Here is a 16,279-nt window from a genome sequence, read left to right as displayed (position 1 = left end):
ACAGTGTTTTTAACAGCAATCATTTATTATATTTATATTTTTATGTTATAATTTAAATAAGGAGATGAGTAAATTGAAAAAGGACAGAGAGCGACTTGAATTGTTGATTGCAGATTCAATAACCGAAATCAAAGTTGATCGAAAAAAAGTTTTAAAAGTAAATAATCTTCTTTCTGAATTAGGTGTTCCATTCGGTACTTTTGATGAGATTTCTAAAGGAGATAAACAATTATCTACGGTTGATTCTTCTCTACTTTGTGCTCTTTCAGAGACCCTATATGAAGTCAGTGGAAATACAAATTTAAAGTCAGACCAGTGGTTTACAAATAAAGAAATAAGTTATGCAAAAAAAGAATTATCTAATAATAATGAAACAAATAGAATAATATTACCTATAGCACTGGAAAACGTTGAGATTGTAAATATTGATAACTATATAACAAAGATAAAAATGGTCGATTTAGTTCAGTGGTTTCACTCACAACTAATTATTTATGATTTCGAAACCCAAAGAAGTGCTAAATTTAAAACTGGCAAAAATGGCGTTGTGCCAGTGCCAGATATTAATTTAAAAAGCGTTAAAGATATTGCAGACAATATGTTGAATGGTACATATTTAGAAGACATGATTACTTTAAACATCTACTCAGACGAGACGGAAGCTGTTGAGTATAACCCTAAGACACGTATATTAACTATTAATGAGCAAGCAGCAATATCAATACTGGATGGATTCCACCGACTCCAGGGCGGCGTTAGAGCCTGTGCAACGAACCCAGAGTTAGAACAAATGATGATACTCTCAATAAGGTCATATGATACCGACACGGCTAAGAAGTACTTTGGACAAATTAATACAATCAATGTTGTTAAAAAAGAACGACTTAAAGAATTGAAATCTCAAGAATTCTCGGACTTAGTTGTTAGAGACCTACAACAAAAAACAGATCTAAAAGGAAGAATTGCTTCGGCATCAAAGATAAGTGAATTAGCTGGGCAGTTAACCACATTTGATATACTTTCTTTTGCGATTGATAAAGTATTTAAGCCAAAAAGCAGACTGGATGCAAGAGAGGCATCTGAGACATTAATAAAGTTCTTTGATTATCTAATCGGCAGTTTTGTAGATGAGTTTATGTTAAATCCCAATAAATACAGAGACGATTTGATTAATCATTCTTTGATGTTTGTTGGATATGTGGTTATCGCTAAATATTTTGAAGATAACAATATGCCTATTAAAAACATTAAGGATTTTATTGATAAGAAAATTAACTTTAAAGATAAAAATCTAATTGAATTGTTGAATAGTAAACGTGGGATAAATAACGCGAAGGTTAGAAATGAAGTAATTAATTATTTTGAAATGTTACTAGGAGTGAATGAAAATGTCCAATAAAATATATGAAGATGGATTTTACAATGAAACACAAAAAGAAATGTATCTCAAGGATTTGGCTGAAAAAACTTATACCTCATATGCCAGAGTCTTAAAAAGGGCAAGATATGTAGAAGAACAATTAGGCAAAGACTTATACAACTTTAATGTTTCAGAGATAGAAAAGTTGCTTGTGTTTATGAGTCCTGGTTCGTACTCCGCCAGTGCGGGAAATGTTAATGTAATTCGAACCTATATAAGATGGGCAATTCAACAAGATCTAAGAATAGATAACATTAATCCTTTAGACTCAGTAATCAGTGATAACTTTATCAACAAGTTTATTGATACAACAAACAAAAAACTGTTTACAGAAGAAGAAATCGCTACTATAGTTGGTGGACTACAAAGTTTCCAAGATGCTGCAATAGTTCAGTGTCTTTTTGAAGGAATAATGGGGCATGAGTATTCTGAGATTTTGAATATTCTTAAAAAAGATGTGGATAGAGATAGCGATGAACTAGAGGTAAGGAATTCTCCGGCTTCTGGGCCAACAGAAATACGCAAAATCAAGGTAAGTACAAAGCTTATGAATCTCCTCTATAGTGCAGCAAATGAAACATCATATATCAAATCAAACGGACTTAGTGATGCAAAAGCAAAAGAAATTGAATTGATCGACAATGATTATGTTTTCAGATCGGTCAAACTAAGAGTTGTGAATTATGACAGAGCCAGTAATCACCTTGTGCTAAGGAGAATGAAAAGTGTTAGAGAATGGTTTGATTATCCTCATTTAACAGCTACAAGCATAAAAAATTCAGGAATGTTAAAGTATGCTAAAGATTTATATATGGAAGATAAAACATTAAGCAGAGATCATATTGGGAAGATTTGCAAGCGTTTTGGAGTGAATTCAATTGCTACAACAAGACTAACTAAAGACTTCTTAAACATAGAAACGATAAAGTCGTTATACCCAGAAGTTGACGAAGAACAAGCGTAATACTTGTTCTTCTTTTTTTTGTTAAAAGTGTTGACACGAATATAATAGCGTGTTATATTGAATACATAAGATATACATATATTTATTCATTAAAATAAAAAATAATAAAGGAGACAAGAAAAATGTTGGATGCAATTGTGTATGTGGCGTTTGCGGCAATAGAAGTTTTCTCAATTATGTTTTTAATTATGGCGATAGCAAGGATGAATATTTTTGAATACATAAAGGAATCCACTGTTGGAGTAGTTATTGTTTCCATATGCACATATCTGTTCAAAGAATCTTCTGTGCTAAGTCAAATATCCCCGATGATTTGTCTTCTGCTATTTTTATCAATATTAATATTAATCTTCAGGATTTCAACAATTCATTCGATAATTATTGTATTGATTGGCTATATAACATGCCTTATTATACAAGGAGTATTTATTTTTATCCCAACAATATTTTCGAGTTTAACTTTTGAAGAAATAAAATCCAATGATGTTTTAAGATATTCTTTTCAAACATTTAATGCAATAATTATTTTTATAATGGGTAGTTTGTTTAGAAAGAAAAATATTGGTTTTCTGTTTGTTCCGTATTCACCATCATTAAGGTTTAAAATAACAAAAACAAATCTTAACATTGTTTATTTATTGATTCTCGCTGTTCTGGCATTGAGTTCGATTTTAGAGGTTAGTAGAATGTTGATTGGAATTTTTATGCTAATTATATTATTTATCTTCGCACTCTTTATGGGGCTGCGTCGAGAGAGAGGGGAAGTAAAATTTGATTGATAAGATATGCAATGCGACTACAAATTATTTATACAAATATGATGGAATGCCAGAAAAAGATGTGATTACTTATTCATTAAAATTTATTCTAACTAATCTAATTACATTTTTATTAATCCTATTAATTGGAATTACGACAGATAATTTATATAACATTTTGTTATCCGCACTATCATTTTCTTTATTAAGGGTTTTTTCAGGAGGATTTCATATTAATAATCCTGATCTGTGCATAGCATCCTCTTTGATTATAGTTTATTCAATAAGCAACATCTCTCAATTTACTGCATCGAATTATAATTTGTTTTTTGGGCTAGTTAGTTTAATCTTGGTTATCATCTTCGCCCCTTCAAGAATAGAAGAACATTCAATAATTAACAAAAACAAGCATTATATTTTTAAAATTATTTCAATAATGATAATAATCATTGGATTTTTAAGTAAGAACGAAATTATACAATTTTCTTTTTTCATTCAAAGCTTAACCCTCATCCATTTGCGCCTGAAGGGAGGTGAAATAAATGAATAAATTCATGAAAAAATTCGCGCCAATTATGGGAGCACTATTTTCAGCAGTAGCAGTTCTGAGCACGTCTTCCACAGCATCTGCTTTGTGGTTGGGAAGTAATCCAGCACCAAAAAGCCTGAGAAAGTAAAATTATGTGGCGAATTGTCTCCTCCTGTCGAAAGATGGGAGGACAAGTCGCCAAATTGGAGGCATTTATAGTGAGTTATAATAGTAGAATAATGGGTATAAAAGTTGTATATGATCAAAAGAAAAAAGAATACATAAAAGGTGAAGCACAATGGATTGAATCAAATAAGATTTTGAATACCAGAGTAGAAAGAATTAAAGGTGACGACAAAATTATTATTACTACTACCGAAGGATTATTCTTCTATAACACGCTTGTAGATAATTTCACCAACCTAATGTCTGAACTTGAAAATTTCGAGTATGCTGACAGGGGAGTTGTCGTCAATCTGGCGCATGATTTAACGTTAGACATAGATAAAAGAATGATTATATTCGAGGGTTATCCAGAAGTAACATCAACTGTAGGTATATCTCGAATGAGCAGTATTAAAAAGTTAATAAAGAAATGGGTACTCGGAAAATAAGAAGATTTAAAAAATAAAAATATATTTCTAATATTATAATATACTAATTGCAATAATGATAAATGATCTGTATAATCAATAAATAAGAACATAAGTTCTTATAATCATTATATGACACGAACCGACAAATTATGATCAACGTTGAAAATTATGGGAAAAGTCAACAAAGAAATTGTTGCCCTTTTATAGCATTGAAATAATATGACATCAACTATATGATATATTTACCACCTATGGACAAGGAGGCGATGTATATAATCAACTTGAAAACAAGTGAATACACTAACATCAAAAGTGAGAGCACTTCAAAAAGGGGATACGTAAATATGGAAATGAACGATGAACTCTCGTTAGCACTAAATGTTGATTCTAAAGCAGTTGGATTCTGGCGGAATATCCTTTACTTATTTAAAACAGAGGCCGATATCGCAATGTTGCTGCATGAGTGTGCTGGAAAAAGCAGAAGAGAGATTGATAAATATGTAACCAGAGTAAGAAAAGATAAAATTAATAATGAAAAATACTCTTCCGTAGATGAATTTATAGAATGTTATATTGAAGATAAGACAGGCGCATTGGAAAGATTGTTCCAGGAGCCGATTGACGCAACCAAATTGTCAAAACTAACAACTAACGATCCTAGACATATTTTCACCATACATAGTAAATTACCTTTCGCAGTATGGTTCATGAGCTTTGTAATTTATTTGTAATCAGGTGGACTGTGAAATTAGTCACATTACTGTTAGCCGGGAGTAAATTCCCGGCAAAAAAATATTAATAAATAAATATATAAAAAGTTGTTGACTAATAGTAATGATGAGAGTATATTAAAGAAGTAGAGGAAAACAAAACGAAATAAAACTTAATAAAGTAATAATTTTATCAGAAAAATGGGGGACGAAGAAAATGAGCAAAGAAACATTAATGAGAGACAATAAAGATTTTGAATACATATTGAATGATTTCTTTGGTAGCAAGCATAAGAGAGATACTATTGCTCAAAATGACTGGAACAACTCAAATGTAATAATTATTGAAAAAGATCAAGAAATGTACCTGCGTCAATCGAGATACTATCCTTACGACTTAAACAAGAGTAGAATGCTGGATGAAGATGATTATGAGTACATTATAAACAAACAAAATAATATTCTTTATATTTTTGAAGATGGATCATACAGCATCATCAATAAAGAATGATAAAACGCCATGCGAAAGCATGTTGAATATATAGTCTTACGTAAGTGAGGTTATAGATATTCTAATACTGAAAGGTGGTGGTTTGGATCAAGAATGAACCAAGAAGTCCTCCCTTTAATATGTTTATCTCATAAGAACGATGAAAGATAACATATTAAATAATAAACATATAAAAGGGAGATACAAATACATATGGCAGATTATAAAATTACACCAAACAAAAAACACGGCGGCAAACAATTTAAAAACTCGTTTCGCTTCATCGGGAAAGTTAGCCAAGTAAGCAAAAAAGATGAGTCGGACAGTTGGATTAAACAGCCTATTGCAAAACAGTACACTACTCAATCAGGCAAGCAACGTAGACTTATTCAGTTTGAAATTGAAACAGCATTGAGCAATCGACTACGGGTTGAACTATCAGGTATGGAACAAAAATTCGCATATCCTTATAGCAGCACTCATAAAAAATCTGTAACTGTAGATTGGGCTGACCGAAATAATAAAGATAAGTTCCCAGATAATACATATCATCCAATCGAAGTTGATTGGGATAAATGTGAACGACTTGGAAAAATGATTAAGGCAGATGAGTGGTACGAAGTTCGCGGTAACTATAGTTTTGAAGAATTTACAAAAGACGATGGAAGTACAACATTGTTTGTAAAACGTAATATCAACTCTGCGCGTCCTATTGTTAATGGTCAAATTCAGCAAGAAGACGGAACATTCCAAACAGTTAAACATGCTGGCGAAGAGTTTGATTATGTGACGGACTTCAGCAGTCCATTGTTCCGTGAAGTCAATTACTTCAGTATGCAAACTGGTATTCGCAGCACATATCAAAACGAAGAAACAAAAGATACAAAGGTAAATGGTGTATTCCTTGATTATGGAAAGGAACGCTCAGAACCAAAAGATGTTGAGCTTATTGTCTATCAAACTGAAGTTCCAGAGGGTAAAAAATCCCTTGCAGATGCCTTCGCTTCGTTGAACACAAATGACTTTATTGAAGTTACAGGCCAAGACAATAATCGAGCCACGTTTGCCTATGTTGAAGTTACTGAAGAAATTGACTCCAGTGATCCATTTGCAGACGTAGATGATACTCAGCGTGTTGTACGCAAAGAGCGTGTGACAAATGGAGATAAGAAGGGGCTTGAGATTACCGGATATGTTGCTAATAGCCTCATGAGAGATCTTCTTACTGAAGAAGAGGTTAAAAAGACTGTCGCAGTCACAAATGATAACCCGTTCGGCTCCAACAGCACAGCAACGGATAACCCTTTTGGCGATGACCCTTTTAGTTCTACTAAAAGCAGTGACCCTTTCAGTGATGATCCCTTTAAATGAGAATGATTAGTTGAACAGTTAGAGAGAAAATATTTAAACCGTTGGCCTATAAATCAAAAATAGGTCAACGGTAAACTACAAATTTTTCAAGGGAGTGCAGATTGGAGGATGATTGAACCTAAACGTCAGCGGAATATATGCTATTGTAAGAAAAGATGAACTTAAAAGAGAAAAAATATATATTGGTTCGTCAATTAATGTAGCTGTAAGATGGAGGACTCATAAAGCAGATCTTAAATCTAATCGCCATCGAAATGCGCACTTACAATTTGCATGGAATAAATATGGGAAAGAAAAATTCCATATAGAGTTGTTAGAAATAGTTAAAGACAAGGAAGAGTTAGTGTATCGAGAAAATCTTTGGATATACGCTTTAAACACTGGTGACTCTGAACATGGATATAATATGTTGGTTGCCGATGTGAATGGACGTACGATACATAGCGATGAAACAAGAAAGAAAATGAGTTTAAACCATTATGACTGTACTGGTAAAAACAACTCATTCTTCGGAAAAACACATTCTAATGATACAAGAATGAAGATTAGCATAGCTAATAAAGGCAGAGTAAGGAGCATTAAAGCCAGACAGAATATGAGCGAATCACATCCCAAAGGCGAAGATAATCATTGTTCTAAGTTAACAGTTAATAATGTAATCGAAATAATCAAGATGCTAAAAGATTCTTATCCATTAGCGTCAATAGCAAAAAAGTTTAAAGTTTCAAGTCCAGCCATAGCCAGTATCAGAGACGGAGAAACATGGAAAAGTGTTACTGGAGGGGCTATTGAATGCAAGAAGTATTCTAGAATAAAGATGACTCAAAAGCGCGCTGATGATATTAGGATATTATATTCTAATGGAAAAACAATAACTGAATTGTCTAAGATGTTTAATGTGGGTACGAGTTGCATAAATAAAATTGTTAAAAATCAAAGATGGAAAAAGGAGAATAAATAAATGGCTGGATTTCGCAAAAATGTTCGTACTAATATTCCCAAGGTAGATTTGCAATCTTATAAAACGATTATTGCTTCTGGTTACAAAGGTGGTAAAACTCGACTCTACAAAGAATTAACTGAATTACATTATCCAAATGAGCCAGAAGCTGATCTCCACATCGCTTTTGAGCCCGGAGAAAAATCGTGGCACTTGAGAAATACAATCGCTCTATATGACCAAGAGAAGCCTTGGGAATACTTTAAAAACGAGATTGTTAGGGGGCTTGTAGAAGAGGCTAAAACAGGATCTGTTACTAAGCTTATTGGTATTGACACCGTAGACCGATGCATTGAAAATTGCTCAGATTACATCATTGAGCTGTGCAGTAAAAAATATGGTAAAAAATTTACTAGTTTGCAAGATATCACTCAATCCACCAACGAGAATGGCTATATTTTGCTTCAAACCGAACTTGCAAAACAATTTGATATCCTAACTAAAATCGGAATTGGATTCATCTATATTTGCTGGACAAAAGAAAAGGAAGTTACAACAATTGATGGAGTGAAATACAATTCACTCGAACTTATGATGAATGCGACAGGTAAAAAAGTATTTGAATCTCAAGCCGATCTTATTTGCTGTTTGCATACAGAGGTGAAAGTAACAGATAAAAAAGGTGAGGTTATCGAAGAAAACGAAAAAACTAAAAAAGGCAAAGAAATTGCATCCAATTTCCATACAACAGAAGTGCAGATGTATTTTAGACCTTCGAATTACATCAGTATTGCAGGGGGGCGTTTTACTAACCTTCCTGAAAAAGTAGAATATGGCGCAGAAAACTTCTTTAAAGTATTTAAGGAAGCCGTTGAAGGACAAATCGGGAATGTAAATAAATCGTTTGAAGATATTAAATCTGAAGAGATTATTAATCGAGAAGAAAAAGCAAAAGAATTCGCAGAAGCCGAAGATAAAACAGCTAACGCTGAAGATTTAATCGCACAGATAGACGCTGAAACAAAACGATTCACTTCAAATGATCTGAAAGAAAAAGTGGTTCCTAAGTTTACTGAACTATTAGGATCTCCTAATTATCGGAAAGCTGAAGACGTAGAAAAATTGGAAGAAGCCCTTAAATTCATTAAGGAAACAAAATAAGTAATACATATTGAGTTTTAATAAAAGACAGATTTGATCAAATTTAAGTAAATAAAAATACATAGCCTCACAGTAAAATGTGGGGCTATATCTAAAATGTGGAGGTCATGATGCTACAGGAAGCTATCCTATCTTTGTATTTGTTTTCACATCCGGTTTTAACATTTGAGCCGATTCAGAATGTGAACCTAATCGAAGAAATGAAAAAGACGAATGATACATATAAAATTGCCGAAGCAGTTAGGAATGACGAGAGACAGGAAGCAAAATATCATATTATGCAAGTTGCATCAACTAATAAAAAAGAAGAAGTGAAGGCAATAGAAAGTAAAAAAGAAGAATCTGAATGGTTAAAATTTGAAATTTCTGCATATACAAACGGAAAAGAGTCCACGAACAAAGTAAAGGGCGATAAAGACTATGGTCGTACAGCATCGGGGCGAATGACAAAGGAAGGTCGTACTGTATCTGCCGATGTTAGCTTGTTCCCTTTCGGCACAGTACTTTACATAGATGGAGTTGGGGAGCGCGTCGTGGAAGATACAGGAAGTGCAATAATTGGTTACAAATTAGATTTGTTCATTGAAGATTTAAAAGAAGCAAGACAGTTTGGAAGAAAATACGATGTTAAAGTCAAGGTTATCAAGATGGGAGAGAAGAAGAAATGAAAAAAAAGTGCTTTGTACTCATGGGTTACAGCGGTTCAGGCAAAACAGAAATTGCTAAAGCATTAGAAAAGTATAGTTACAATATCCTTCAGTCATATACTACGCGCCAGCCGCGCTACGAGGGCGAATATGGGCATATGTTCTGCACAGTAGATGAATATGAGCAGTTCGAGAGAAACGGCGAAGTAGCTGCTTACAGCTTGATTGAGGGCAATCATTATTTTAGCACGAAGGAACAGATTTATAATACGCCGAACCTTATTTATGTTTGTGACCCTGATGGAATTAAGGATTTGAAAGAGAAAATCACAGATATTGAATTCATCACAATCTACATCAAAGTAGACAAAAAGACTCGCATGAGACGTATGCATGAACGCGGCGATAGTGTTGACAAGATTCTTAGTCGAGTAACAACTGATGGAATCAAATTTGCCAAGAAACGCTTTGACTACCAAGTCATCAATTATGAATTCGATAAAGCAGTAAAGATCATCAAGAATATTATCGAAACGGAGAACGAACAACCATTAAATTAAAAGGATGTGGCATTTATGTTCCCGATTAATTTAGAAATTTACAAAGAAGTCCTGGATATTGTTGCAAGTGGAGATTATACATATAGTGATTTGTTAGAACTTAGAGACAAGACGAAGGACATTTTGGACTATGTAGAAAAGAAGATGGATGAAGAATAGATTTGATAAAACTGTTAATTTATGAAGAAATCAAAGGAGGATGTTTAATGGATAAATTTGAGGTAGGATCAAAAGTATTGTTACTTGAAACTAGTTATGCGGAGAATTTGGGGATCACAGGAATGACTGGATACATTATTGATGAAGATAGCGATCATTACGATTATGCAGTAGAATTTTCTCTTACTAAAATTAATAAAAAAATGAAAGATTTTTTTAATCATGAAGAGTTAGCTTTAGTCACTGAGGATTAATAATGAACAGACTTAAAACTATCAAATACATATCAGAAACATCGGTCGAGGACATGATTAACGACATCAAAAATAAAAATATGGACGTTAATCATGTCATTGCTGCATCGCTTGAGGCACGTAAGGAATTTGGACTTAAGGTTGGAGAATTGATTGATGAGTTGAGTAAACTCTTACCAAAGTTAGAAGTTGGAATGATTCTAGAGGCTAAAGAAGACTGTATGAATAATTTTCGAAAAGGTCAGCGGCTAGAAATAACCAAAGTTAATCAAAATGGTGATTATGTGATTGATGGAGTTGTTGGAACTAACGAGGAAACAATTCATAAGTATTTTGATATTGTCAATATGAGAGGAGAATAAACAATGATTAAAATTCCTGGAAGAAAATCTGATCCTCACGTAACAATTAATGGCATTGAGGTAGATGTAGAGAAGTTAAGAGATAGTTCTGTTTCATTGGAAGAATACAAATCCGTTCGAGCAAATACTGATGGATTCAGGGCGTTGACCAGCAAACTTTGCCTTGAGGCACTTGTATATAGTGTAGAAAACAATCTGAAAAATTGTAGAAGAGAGTACGAGTCTACCTATGATTGGTCACTTAAAAATGTTATTGTTCCTGAACTGCTGAAGAGATTAGAAGAACGGTCAATGTTTTAATAAAAACGTATTTCGTTATAAAGAGGTGAATCATGGACATCGATAAAGATTTTGGTTTTGGTAATGAAGTATGTTCTAAATGCGGAGAAGAAATATATAATTCAGAAACATTGAGCAGATGCTTGAGATGTGGGAAATCAACTCCAAGGGAAATGAGTGGTAAGGAATATTATAAGAATAAATATGGGGATGGTGGGTTCATTGATTGATTATCTAAAACGAGTAATTGAATCTGATGACGGAGACAGACAGACCAGCAGACCACCTAATAATATTGAAATTATGATGAAGATTAATGAGATTATTCAGGTGATCAATAATGACCTAGTAAAGAAAGATAGAAATCCGTTTAGAACACGCTAAGATAAAAAACTATGAAGGAGGAATAAAAATGAAAGTAGAAGTACCACTATATAAAGAATCAGAAAATTATATTAAAGAAACATTTTCACGATATACCGAGAGCAAGGAGCTGCCATTTTCATTAAAACTTGACAATTGTATTATCCATATGTATCCACATAGCGATACATATGATGAAAATGGAGAGTTGAATGGTTATGTGGACGCTTTGTTTTTTAGAGCACACATTTATGATCTGAAAAATAAGGTGGTTTATAAATCTGAAATTCATGATGCTATTTTTGCTGAAGCAAACTGTCAAATTAAATATTTTAAAGACATGAGTACTATGGTTCATTTTGAGAGACCAATAGAAATAGTTATGGGTAGAGCAATTCATGTAATGAATGTTTAATGAAATGGATCTTTGATCAAGAAAGGAGGATTGTAAGATGAGCATCACTATAGATTTTGGTCAGGAATGGATTAGCAAAGAATCTCCTCGTGAAAATTTTAAAATATATGGTGGAACAGAGTATAACGATGAATTTATTTGGTTTTGGGAACGTGCTAATGAGTCTGCTTTTGAAGAATTCATTATACAAAAGAAAGGTGCATCAATTAAAGAGTTGATTAAACAAGGTAAGAATACATATCCTTATGTATTTGCTGGTGAATGTAATAGTAAGACACTGAAAGAAAGAATTAAAAAGTATAATATGCAATTAAAGATTTGATAAATTCATCATTTTATTAGGAATTATAAAAATAAAAATACATAGGAGAAGTGATAATTTGAGTAAAAAACTATTGGGAAGCATGGAACTAAATAGAATCTATCAAATAGACTGCATTGAGGGCATGAAATTTATTCCAGAAAAATCTGTAAAATTAGTCATTGCGGACCCACCATATAATATAGATATAGCGGAGTGGGATACATGGGATAATGCAAAAAACTATCTAGAATGGTGTAAGAAATGGGTTAGTGAAATTGCTAGAGTAATGTCTGATGATGCATGTGGATTTGTTTGGTGTTCTCAAACATTTATGGCTGACATAGAAATGATTCTTAGAGAACACTTTGTAATTCAAAATAGAATTATCTGGAGCTATGATAACGGCCAAAGAATGGCTACAAAAAAACTATCTATGGGATACGAACCTCTATTTTGTTTTAGCAAAGGTAAAAACTTCACATTCAATTTAGATGAAATGAGAGACGGTGTGATTTGGGAAGGAAAGAGAACGAAAAAACATAAAAACGGACATGTTACAGTGACAACACCACACCCGCTTGGAAGAAGACCATTGGATGTTTGGAATGTTGCACGTTTGACTGGTGGGGCAAAAAATGGTCATCCCTCACCTAAACCAGAGAAATTGGTTGATAGATTAATTCGAGGATATAGTAATGAAGAAGACATAGTTCTAGATCCGTTTATGGGTAGTGGGACTACGGCAATCATGGCTAAACATAATAAAAGATATTTTATAGGATTTGAAAAGGAACATAAATACATAGAATTAGCAAACCAAAGACTTGAAAGCACATATAATGAAAAAGGTGACATCGAAATAATCCAAAAGGAGAATTAAAATGCAACTATCCTATGCGCAAACTCAATATATATCAAAGCAATATTTAAAATACCTTGATGGAAAATTAAAATTAGATAAATTCAACACCAACCTTCAGAAATTTTTTAATGTTGGTGTTGATTTTAGGTCAGTCATTAAAGACTGTGTTAAACGAAATAAGGGGTCTTATGATATTGGATGGGTGCTGTATGACTTAGAGGAAGTAAATAATGAAAATCATTAATCTGCTAAATGGTGAAACGGAAATAACTAAACATAATGACGAACTTATTGAATTAGTAAAAATACATATGGGATATGATATGTCTGCTGTATTTAGGGAGTTGATTGAAGAAGCAGATGGTAATAAATTGAGAGTATATAGTGATTTATTAAGTTATGAGATGAGTCTAGATGACAACCGGAGTACATTCAATGATATATATGATATTCTAAAATTGATTTCAACTGAGTTAAATAAAACAAGAATTAATAGAAAAGAATTGATGAGATGCATAGTTAGTATAGACACTTTAGTTTCTGCACAATTATAAAATAATTGATAAATAAGGGTTTTATCAATGAAAAGTACGATGAAATAAAACTTTTATGAAGAAAGGTGTGAGTCAGAACTGATTAGAGATAGTGACTATATAAAATGTGACAATGGTAAAACATATCATTTATTAAAAAACTGGGATGATAAGAATAACTGCTGGAACAGTAAATATAATTATAAATTAACAGAAAACGGTGAAGTGGTAAACGAAGTAAACCATTCACATATCAATGACTCTTTTAAATTTAGAGAATCAATTTGTGTTGGAGAATCATATAGCAGATGTCCAGAATATGCAAAGATACTTGAAGTCTATGACCTTTTAGGTAAACTCAAACATACATATGAAAGTGGGAAATAATAAATGGCATTGGCGGAAGAACGCGAAACGGTTATTAGAATTTCGGACGCAGAAGATCAGTGGGTTATCTATTGCGCTTCTGGAAAGCTCCAAACTCGCATGGAGAAAGCAGGGTTCGAAGCTTACAAAACAGATTCAGAAGGGAATAAATATTATAAAGTTGATTATGAACAAGTTTCATTCCGTAAAAAGAGTGATTCAAAACGAACAATGAGCGATGAACGTAGAGCTGAGTTGGCTGCTAATCTTGCAAAAGGCAGAGCAAATAAGAAAAAGAAATTACAGGAGGTTTAACATGGATTCTGAAACTAAAGTAAGAACTGAATCACAGAGACTAAAGATCCTGAATCTGCTGCGGTCTGCCGGAAACAACGGTGTAACCAATGTGGATTTGGTCAAGGTCGCTCTGCGATACAGTGCAAGAATCCAGGAGATGTATGTTGCTGGGTACGAAATCAATGTTGAGGAATTGGCTGGCGGTTTGACTAAGTATGTATTGGTAAAAGAGCCTGAAACAAAGAAGAGTAAACCAGATAAAGCTTTGAATGTTTTGATTGAAGGCATTAAGAATAAATATAGTGGGAACATAAGTGTTGAACAATTAATTGAGGAATTAAATAGTAACAATTTTACCGTCAGACGGAACATTGGGACGTTTTGCTAAATTGAAAAGGGGATGATTAGTTGAGTAATAGTCCAAGAGCAATTGAAGATTTTAAGGATATTTGTTTTAAGTGTCTAGCAAAGAAGATCACTACAAAATACTCTCTATATAGAAGCAATTACGGAAGTAGTTTTGATAACAATTATACATATATGCAAATCTGTGATGAGTGTAAGCCTAAAGATATTGAAAAATGGTTTGATGAAGATCCTGAATTGATTGACGGATGGTGCGAAGATTATAAATATGAAGATAACATAATTGAATTTGTCAACACATTTCCAGTTGAGGGACAAGAATTGTTTTGGAACAGATGTGCTTATGGAGCTTGTGCCGATACAATAGAAAGTCAAGATTGGATTGGTATGCAATTAGGAATCTTACCAGATGAAGTATATGAAGACTATGGAATGTATTCTCCCAGACAAATCAAGGCATACAAAGAAAGGTTCCCTGTTTGTAAAAATACATATATAACGGAATATGAAGATGGTAGTAGAGGTTCTAGTTGCCCATATGGAGCATTTGGAGATGAGAATGGGGCTGACGGATTAAATATTTCATCTGAGTGCTATGAGTGCTCAAGGTTTCAAGAACGGGGTTGTGGTGAACAAATAAACATTGTTTACAAATCCCAATAAAAGGAGAATTTGATTATGAAAAGAGGAAAGCTTAGTGAGTGAACATGCAAGCACTGGATTAAAAGAAGAAGTTGGAACTATAGTTGATAAGCTCTTGAAAAACGAAGATCGTCCTAACACAGAAGTCCTAATTTATTTTGATGCCGAAGAAGGTAAATGGTCTATTACAAGAGATAGACGCTTCTTTTCTTATGGATTAAAAGTAGAAGATAAGTTGGCTCACTTAGAGAAATTAATTAGTATGTGTTACGGTCAGTTAGTTCGTACAGATGATATGACTAATATATACAATATCAAAGGGATTCTTAAAGATGTGGCGTGGGAACTAAATGATGGTATGTTGAAGTATAAAAATAATGAAATTGAGTGGTCATAATAAAATATAACTTTCATCAAATTAAAAAACGAGGTGAATTGAATGAGAAAAGTAGAAATCAAGGGATATATAATTTTCGATGAAGAAGAGTTAAATCATGGTGTCCATATGGTTGAACAGATCAATCATGAACTTTATAACGTTGATGGAGTAGTGGAGTGGGAATTAGAAGAAGTAAGTAATATTGAGATGGATTATGAAAATATAGAAGGGAATGAAGAGGATGAATAACTATCAATTTTACATGTGGGATTGGGATGGTGAAGAATATACTACTATCCCCGAAGAGAATATTGTAGATGCAATATATTATGCTTGGAATGAAGAATGCAGAGTATATGACTCTAATATAGATGAGCTGGTATTTGATCCATTCCAGGACAACAAAGAAAACTCAGAGATGCTAAGATCCTACGGCTACAAACTTATAGACCACGAAGGCAAAAGAAGATTGCAACACATTGAGACCGGTGAAATCTTCAAAGCGCCATGGGACAGAGATTAAAATGAAATCTAAATTTCGTTAGGAATGGG

General features: G+C 33.1%; 29 protein-coding genes. All 29 read left to right on the top strand.

Annotation, left to right across the window (positions count from 1 at the left end; all coding sequences use genetic code 11):
- Positions 1 to 73: 73 nt before the first annotated feature.
- The 29 genes from JRJ22_RS19605 to JRJ22_RS19470 all read left to right on the top strand — a co-directional run bounded on the left by JRJ22_RS19605 (position 74) and on the right by JRJ22_RS19470 (position 16,250).
- Positions 74 to 1,399 carry a DNA sulfur modification protein DndB gene (locus JRJ22_RS19605; RefSeq protein ID WP_206101105.1) on the top strand — a complete coding sequence of 442 codons (1,326 nt, stop codon included), beginning with the start codon at positions 74 to 76 and terminating at the stop codon, positions 1,397 to 1,399.
- Positions 1,389 to 2,384 (top strand): tyrosine-type recombinase/integrase, encoded by a 996-nt coding sequence (locus JRJ22_RS19600; RefSeq protein ID WP_206101104.1) that lies wholly within the window; start codon positions 1,389 to 1,391, stop codon positions 2,382 to 2,384. The genes JRJ22_RS19605 and JRJ22_RS19600 overlap by 11 nt, the downstream gene beginning before the upstream one ends.
- Before the next feature lie 122 nt (positions 2,385 to 2,506).
- On the top strand, positions 2,507 to 3,163 hold the full coding sequence (locus JRJ22_RS19595; protein ID WP_206101103.1) for a hypothetical protein: 657 nt from the start codon (positions 2,507 to 2,509) through the stop codon (positions 3,161 to 3,163).
- The gene (locus JRJ22_RS19590) at positions 3,156 to 3,692 is read left to right on the top strand and encodes an accessory gene regulator B family protein (RefSeq protein ID WP_332461340.1); all 537 of its coding nucleotides are present in this window, start codon (positions 3,156 to 3,158) and stop codon (positions 3,690 to 3,692) included. The genes JRJ22_RS19595 and JRJ22_RS19590 overlap by 8 nt, the downstream gene beginning before the upstream one ends.
- The gene (locus JRJ22_RS29480) at positions 3,685 to 3,819 is read left to right on the top strand and encodes a hypothetical protein (protein WP_269751855.1); all 135 of its coding nucleotides are present in this window, start codon (positions 3,685 to 3,687) and stop codon (positions 3,817 to 3,819) included. The genes JRJ22_RS19590 and JRJ22_RS29480 overlap by 8 nt, the downstream gene beginning before the upstream one ends.
- Before the next feature lie 70 nt (positions 3,820 to 3,889).
- Positions 3,890 to 4,285, top strand: a complete 396-nt coding sequence (locus JRJ22_RS19585; protein WP_206101101.1) for a hypothetical protein — start codon at positions 3,890 to 3,892, stop codon at positions 4,283 to 4,285.
- A 233-nt stretch (positions 4,286 to 4,518) separates the two neighbouring features.
- Positions 4,519 to 4,998, top strand: coding sequence for a hypothetical protein (locus JRJ22_RS19580; RefSeq protein ID WP_206101100.1), 480 nt, complete (start codon positions 4,519 to 4,521; stop codon positions 4,996 to 4,998).
- Between the two features lie 196 nt (positions 4,999 to 5,194).
- Entirely contained in the window at positions 5,195 to 5,488 is a 294-nt protein-coding gene (locus JRJ22_RS19575; protein WP_206101099.1) for a hypothetical protein, read from the top strand.
- Between the two features lie 192 nt (positions 5,489 to 5,680).
- On the top strand, positions 5,681 to 6,838 hold the full coding sequence (locus JRJ22_RS19570) for a hypothetical protein (RefSeq protein ID WP_206101098.1): 1,158 nt from the start codon (positions 5,681 to 5,683) through the stop codon (positions 6,836 to 6,838).
- Positions 6,839 to 6,950: 112 nt separating this feature from the next.
- Positions 6,951 to 7,799, top strand: coding sequence for a GIY-YIG nuclease family protein (locus tag JRJ22_RS19565; RefSeq protein WP_206101097.1), 849 nt, complete (start codon positions 6,951 to 6,953; stop codon positions 7,797 to 7,799).
- The gene (locus tag JRJ22_RS19560; RefSeq protein WP_206101096.1) at positions 7,800 to 8,939 is read left to right on the top strand and encodes an AAA family ATPase; all 1,140 of its coding nucleotides are present in this window, start codon (positions 7,800 to 7,802) and stop codon (positions 8,937 to 8,939) included.
- Positions 8,940 to 9,046: 107 nt separating this feature from the next.
- Positions 9,047 to 9,607 (top strand): 3D domain-containing protein, encoded by a 561-nt coding sequence (locus JRJ22_RS19555; RefSeq protein WP_206101095.1) that lies wholly within the window; start codon positions 9,047 to 9,049, stop codon positions 9,605 to 9,607.
- Positions 9,604 to 10,146, top strand: a complete 543-nt coding sequence (locus JRJ22_RS19550; protein WP_206101094.1) for an AAA family ATPase — start codon at positions 9,604 to 9,606, stop codon at positions 10,144 to 10,146. The genes JRJ22_RS19555 and JRJ22_RS19550 overlap by 4 nt, the downstream gene beginning before the upstream one ends.
- 15 nt (positions 10,147 to 10,161) lie before the next feature.
- Positions 10,162 to 10,305 carry a hypothetical protein gene (locus JRJ22_RS19545; RefSeq protein WP_206101093.1) on the top strand — a complete coding sequence of 48 codons (144 nt, stop codon included), beginning with the start codon at positions 10,162 to 10,164 and terminating at the stop codon, positions 10,303 to 10,305.
- Positions 10,306 to 10,352: 47 nt separating this feature from the next.
- Complete coding sequence (locus tag JRJ22_RS19540; protein WP_206101092.1) at positions 10,353 to 10,559, top strand: hypothetical protein; 207 nt, start codon at positions 10,353 to 10,355, stop codon at positions 10,557 to 10,559.
- A 53-nt stretch (positions 10,560 to 10,612) separates the two neighbouring features.
- On the top strand, positions 10,613 to 10,921 hold the full coding sequence (locus JRJ22_RS19535) for a hypothetical protein (RefSeq protein WP_206101091.1): 309 nt from the start codon (positions 10,613 to 10,615) through the stop codon (positions 10,919 to 10,921).
- Between the two features lie 3 nt (positions 10,922 to 10,924).
- Positions 10,925 to 11,221 (top strand): hypothetical protein, encoded by a 297-nt coding sequence (locus JRJ22_RS19530; protein ID WP_206101090.1) that lies wholly within the window; start codon positions 10,925 to 10,927, stop codon positions 11,219 to 11,221.
- A 32-nt stretch (positions 11,222 to 11,253) separates the two neighbouring features.
- On the top strand, positions 11,254 to 11,430 hold the full coding sequence (locus JRJ22_RS19525; protein WP_206101089.1) for a hypothetical protein: 177 nt from the start codon (positions 11,254 to 11,256) through the stop codon (positions 11,428 to 11,430).
- A gap of 182 nt (positions 11,431 to 11,612) precedes the next feature.
- Complete coding sequence (locus tag JRJ22_RS19520) at positions 11,613 to 11,978, top strand: hypothetical protein (protein WP_206101088.1); 366 nt, start codon at positions 11,613 to 11,615, stop codon at positions 11,976 to 11,978.
- A gap of 37 nt (positions 11,979 to 12,015) precedes the next feature.
- Positions 12,016 to 12,300, top strand: a complete 285-nt coding sequence (locus JRJ22_RS19515) for a hypothetical protein (protein WP_206101087.1) — start codon at positions 12,016 to 12,018, stop codon at positions 12,298 to 12,300.
- A gap of 58 nt (positions 12,301 to 12,358) precedes the next feature.
- Positions 12,359 to 13,162, top strand: coding sequence for a DNA-methyltransferase (locus tag JRJ22_RS19510; RefSeq protein ID WP_206101086.1), 804 nt, complete (start codon positions 12,359 to 12,361; stop codon positions 13,160 to 13,162).
- 1 nt (position 13,163) lies between these two features.
- A complete protein-coding gene (locus JRJ22_RS19505; RefSeq protein ID WP_206101085.1) occupies positions 13,164 to 13,388 on the top strand; it encodes a hypothetical protein in 225 nt (74 codons plus the stop codon).
- A complete protein-coding gene (locus tag JRJ22_RS19500) occupies positions 13,375 to 13,698 on the top strand; it encodes a hypothetical protein (protein ID WP_206101084.1) in 324 nt (107 codons plus the stop codon). The genes JRJ22_RS19505 and JRJ22_RS19500 overlap by 14 nt, the downstream gene beginning before the upstream one ends.
- A gap of 369 nt (positions 13,699 to 14,067) precedes the next feature.
- A complete protein-coding gene (locus JRJ22_RS19495; protein ID WP_206101083.1) occupies positions 14,068 to 14,358 on the top strand; it encodes a hypothetical protein in 291 nt (96 codons plus the stop codon).
- 1 nt (position 14,359) lies between these two features.
- Positions 14,360 to 14,728, top strand: a complete 369-nt coding sequence (locus JRJ22_RS19490) for a hypothetical protein (RefSeq protein WP_206101082.1) — start codon at positions 14,360 to 14,362, stop codon at positions 14,726 to 14,728.
- A 20-nt stretch (positions 14,729 to 14,748) separates the two neighbouring features.
- Positions 14,749 to 15,369, top strand: a complete 621-nt coding sequence (locus JRJ22_RS19485; protein ID WP_206101081.1) for a hypothetical protein — start codon at positions 14,749 to 14,751, stop codon at positions 15,367 to 15,369.
- Between the two features lie 34 nt (positions 15,370 to 15,403).
- A complete protein-coding gene (locus tag JRJ22_RS19480) occupies positions 15,404 to 15,745 on the top strand; it encodes a hypothetical protein (protein ID WP_206101080.1) in 342 nt (113 codons plus the stop codon).
- A 42-nt stretch (positions 15,746 to 15,787) separates the two neighbouring features.
- Positions 15,788 to 15,976 (top strand): hypothetical protein, encoded by a 189-nt coding sequence (locus JRJ22_RS19475; RefSeq protein WP_206101079.1) that lies wholly within the window; start codon positions 15,788 to 15,790, stop codon positions 15,974 to 15,976.
- 13 nt (positions 15,977 to 15,989) lie between these two features.
- Entirely contained in the window at positions 15,990 to 16,250 is a 261-nt protein-coding gene (locus JRJ22_RS19470) for a hypothetical protein (protein WP_206101078.1), read from the top strand.
- Positions 16,251 to 16,279 lie beyond the last annotated feature (29 nt).

Origin of the sequence: Paenibacillus tianjinensis, from assembly GCF_017086365.1 — a bacterium.
GTDB lineage: Bacteria > Bacillota > Bacilli > Paenibacillales > Paenibacillaceae > Paenibacillus_AQ > Paenibacillus_AQ tianjinensis.
This window is presented reverse-complemented; position numbering and strand designations above follow the sequence as displayed.

Bases quoted from the DNA above. Each gene is read 5' to 3' on its own strand.
- JRJ22_RS19575 (WP_206101099.1), top strand. From the start codon at position 5,195: ATGAGCAAAGAAACATTAATGAGAGACAATAAAGATTTTGAATACATA.
- JRJ22_RS19470 (WP_206101078.1), top strand. From the start codon at position 15,990: ATGTGGGATTGGGATGGTGAAGAATATACTACTATCCCCGAAGAGAAT.
- JRJ22_RS19535 (WP_206101091.1), top strand. From the start codon at position 10,613: ATGATTAACGACATCAAAAATAAAAATATGGACGTTAATCATGTCATT.
- JRJ22_RS19550 (WP_206101094.1), top strand. From the start codon at position 9,604: ATGAAAAAAAAGTGCTTTGTACTCATGGGTTACAGCGGTTCAGGCAAA.
- JRJ22_RS19475 (WP_206101079.1), top strand. From the start codon at position 15,788: ATGAGAAAAGTAGAAATCAAGGGATATATAATTTTCGATGAAGAAGAG.
- JRJ22_RS19555 (WP_206101095.1), top strand. From the start codon at position 9,047: ATGATGCTACAGGAAGCTATCCTATCTTTGTATTTGTTTTCACATCCG.
- JRJ22_RS19595 (WP_206101103.1), top strand. From the start codon at position 2,507: ATGTTGGATGCAATTGTGTATGTGGCGTTTGCGGCAATAGAAGTTTTC.
- JRJ22_RS19600 (WP_206101104.1), top strand. From the start codon at position 1,389: ATGTCCAATAAAATATATGAAGATGGATTTTACAATGAAACACAAAAA.
- JRJ22_RS19500 (WP_206101084.1), top strand. From the start codon at position 13,375: ATGAAAATCATTAATCTGCTAAATGGTGAAACGGAAATAACTAAACAT.
- JRJ22_RS29480 (WP_269751855.1), top strand. From the start codon at position 3,685: ATGAATAAATTCATGAAAAAATTCGCGCCAATTATGGGAGCACTATTT.
- JRJ22_RS19515 (WP_206101087.1), top strand. From the start codon at position 12,016: ATGAGCATCACTATAGATTTTGGTCAGGAATGGATTAGCAAAGAATCT.
- JRJ22_RS19530 (WP_206101090.1), top strand. From the start codon at position 10,925: ATGATTAAAATTCCTGGAAGAAAATCTGATCCTCACGTAACAATTAAT.
- JRJ22_RS19520 (WP_206101088.1), top strand. From the start codon at position 11,613: ATGAAAGTAGAAGTACCACTATATAAAGAATCAGAAAATTATATTAAA.
- JRJ22_RS19540 (WP_206101092.1), top strand. From the start codon at position 10,353: ATGGATAAATTTGAGGTAGGATCAAAAGTATTGTTACTTGAAACTAGT.
- JRJ22_RS19545 (WP_206101093.1), top strand. From the start codon at position 10,162: ATGTTCCCGATTAATTTAGAAATTTACAAAGAAGTCCTGGATATTGTT.
- JRJ22_RS19525 (WP_206101089.1), top strand. From the start codon at position 11,254: ATGGACATCGATAAAGATTTTGGTTTTGGTAATGAAGTATGTTCTAAA.
- JRJ22_RS19490 (WP_206101082.1), top strand. From the start codon at position 14,360: ATGGATTCTGAAACTAAAGTAAGAACTGAATCACAGAGACTAAAGATC.
- JRJ22_RS19560 (WP_206101096.1), top strand. From the start codon at position 7,800: ATGGCTGGATTTCGCAAAAATGTTCGTACTAATATTCCCAAGGTAGAT.
- JRJ22_RS19495 (WP_206101083.1), top strand. From the start codon at position 14,068: ATGGCATTGGCGGAAGAACGCGAAACGGTTATTAGAATTTCGGACGCA.
- JRJ22_RS19580 (WP_206101100.1), top strand. From the start codon at position 4,519: ATGGACAAGGAGGCGATGTATATAATCAACTTGAAAACAAGTGAATAC.
- JRJ22_RS19505 (WP_206101085.1), top strand. From the start codon at position 13,164: ATGCAACTATCCTATGCGCAAACTCAATATATATCAAAGCAATATTTA.
- JRJ22_RS19570 (WP_206101098.1), top strand. From the start codon at position 5,681: ATGGCAGATTATAAAATTACACCAAACAAAAAACACGGCGGCAAACAA.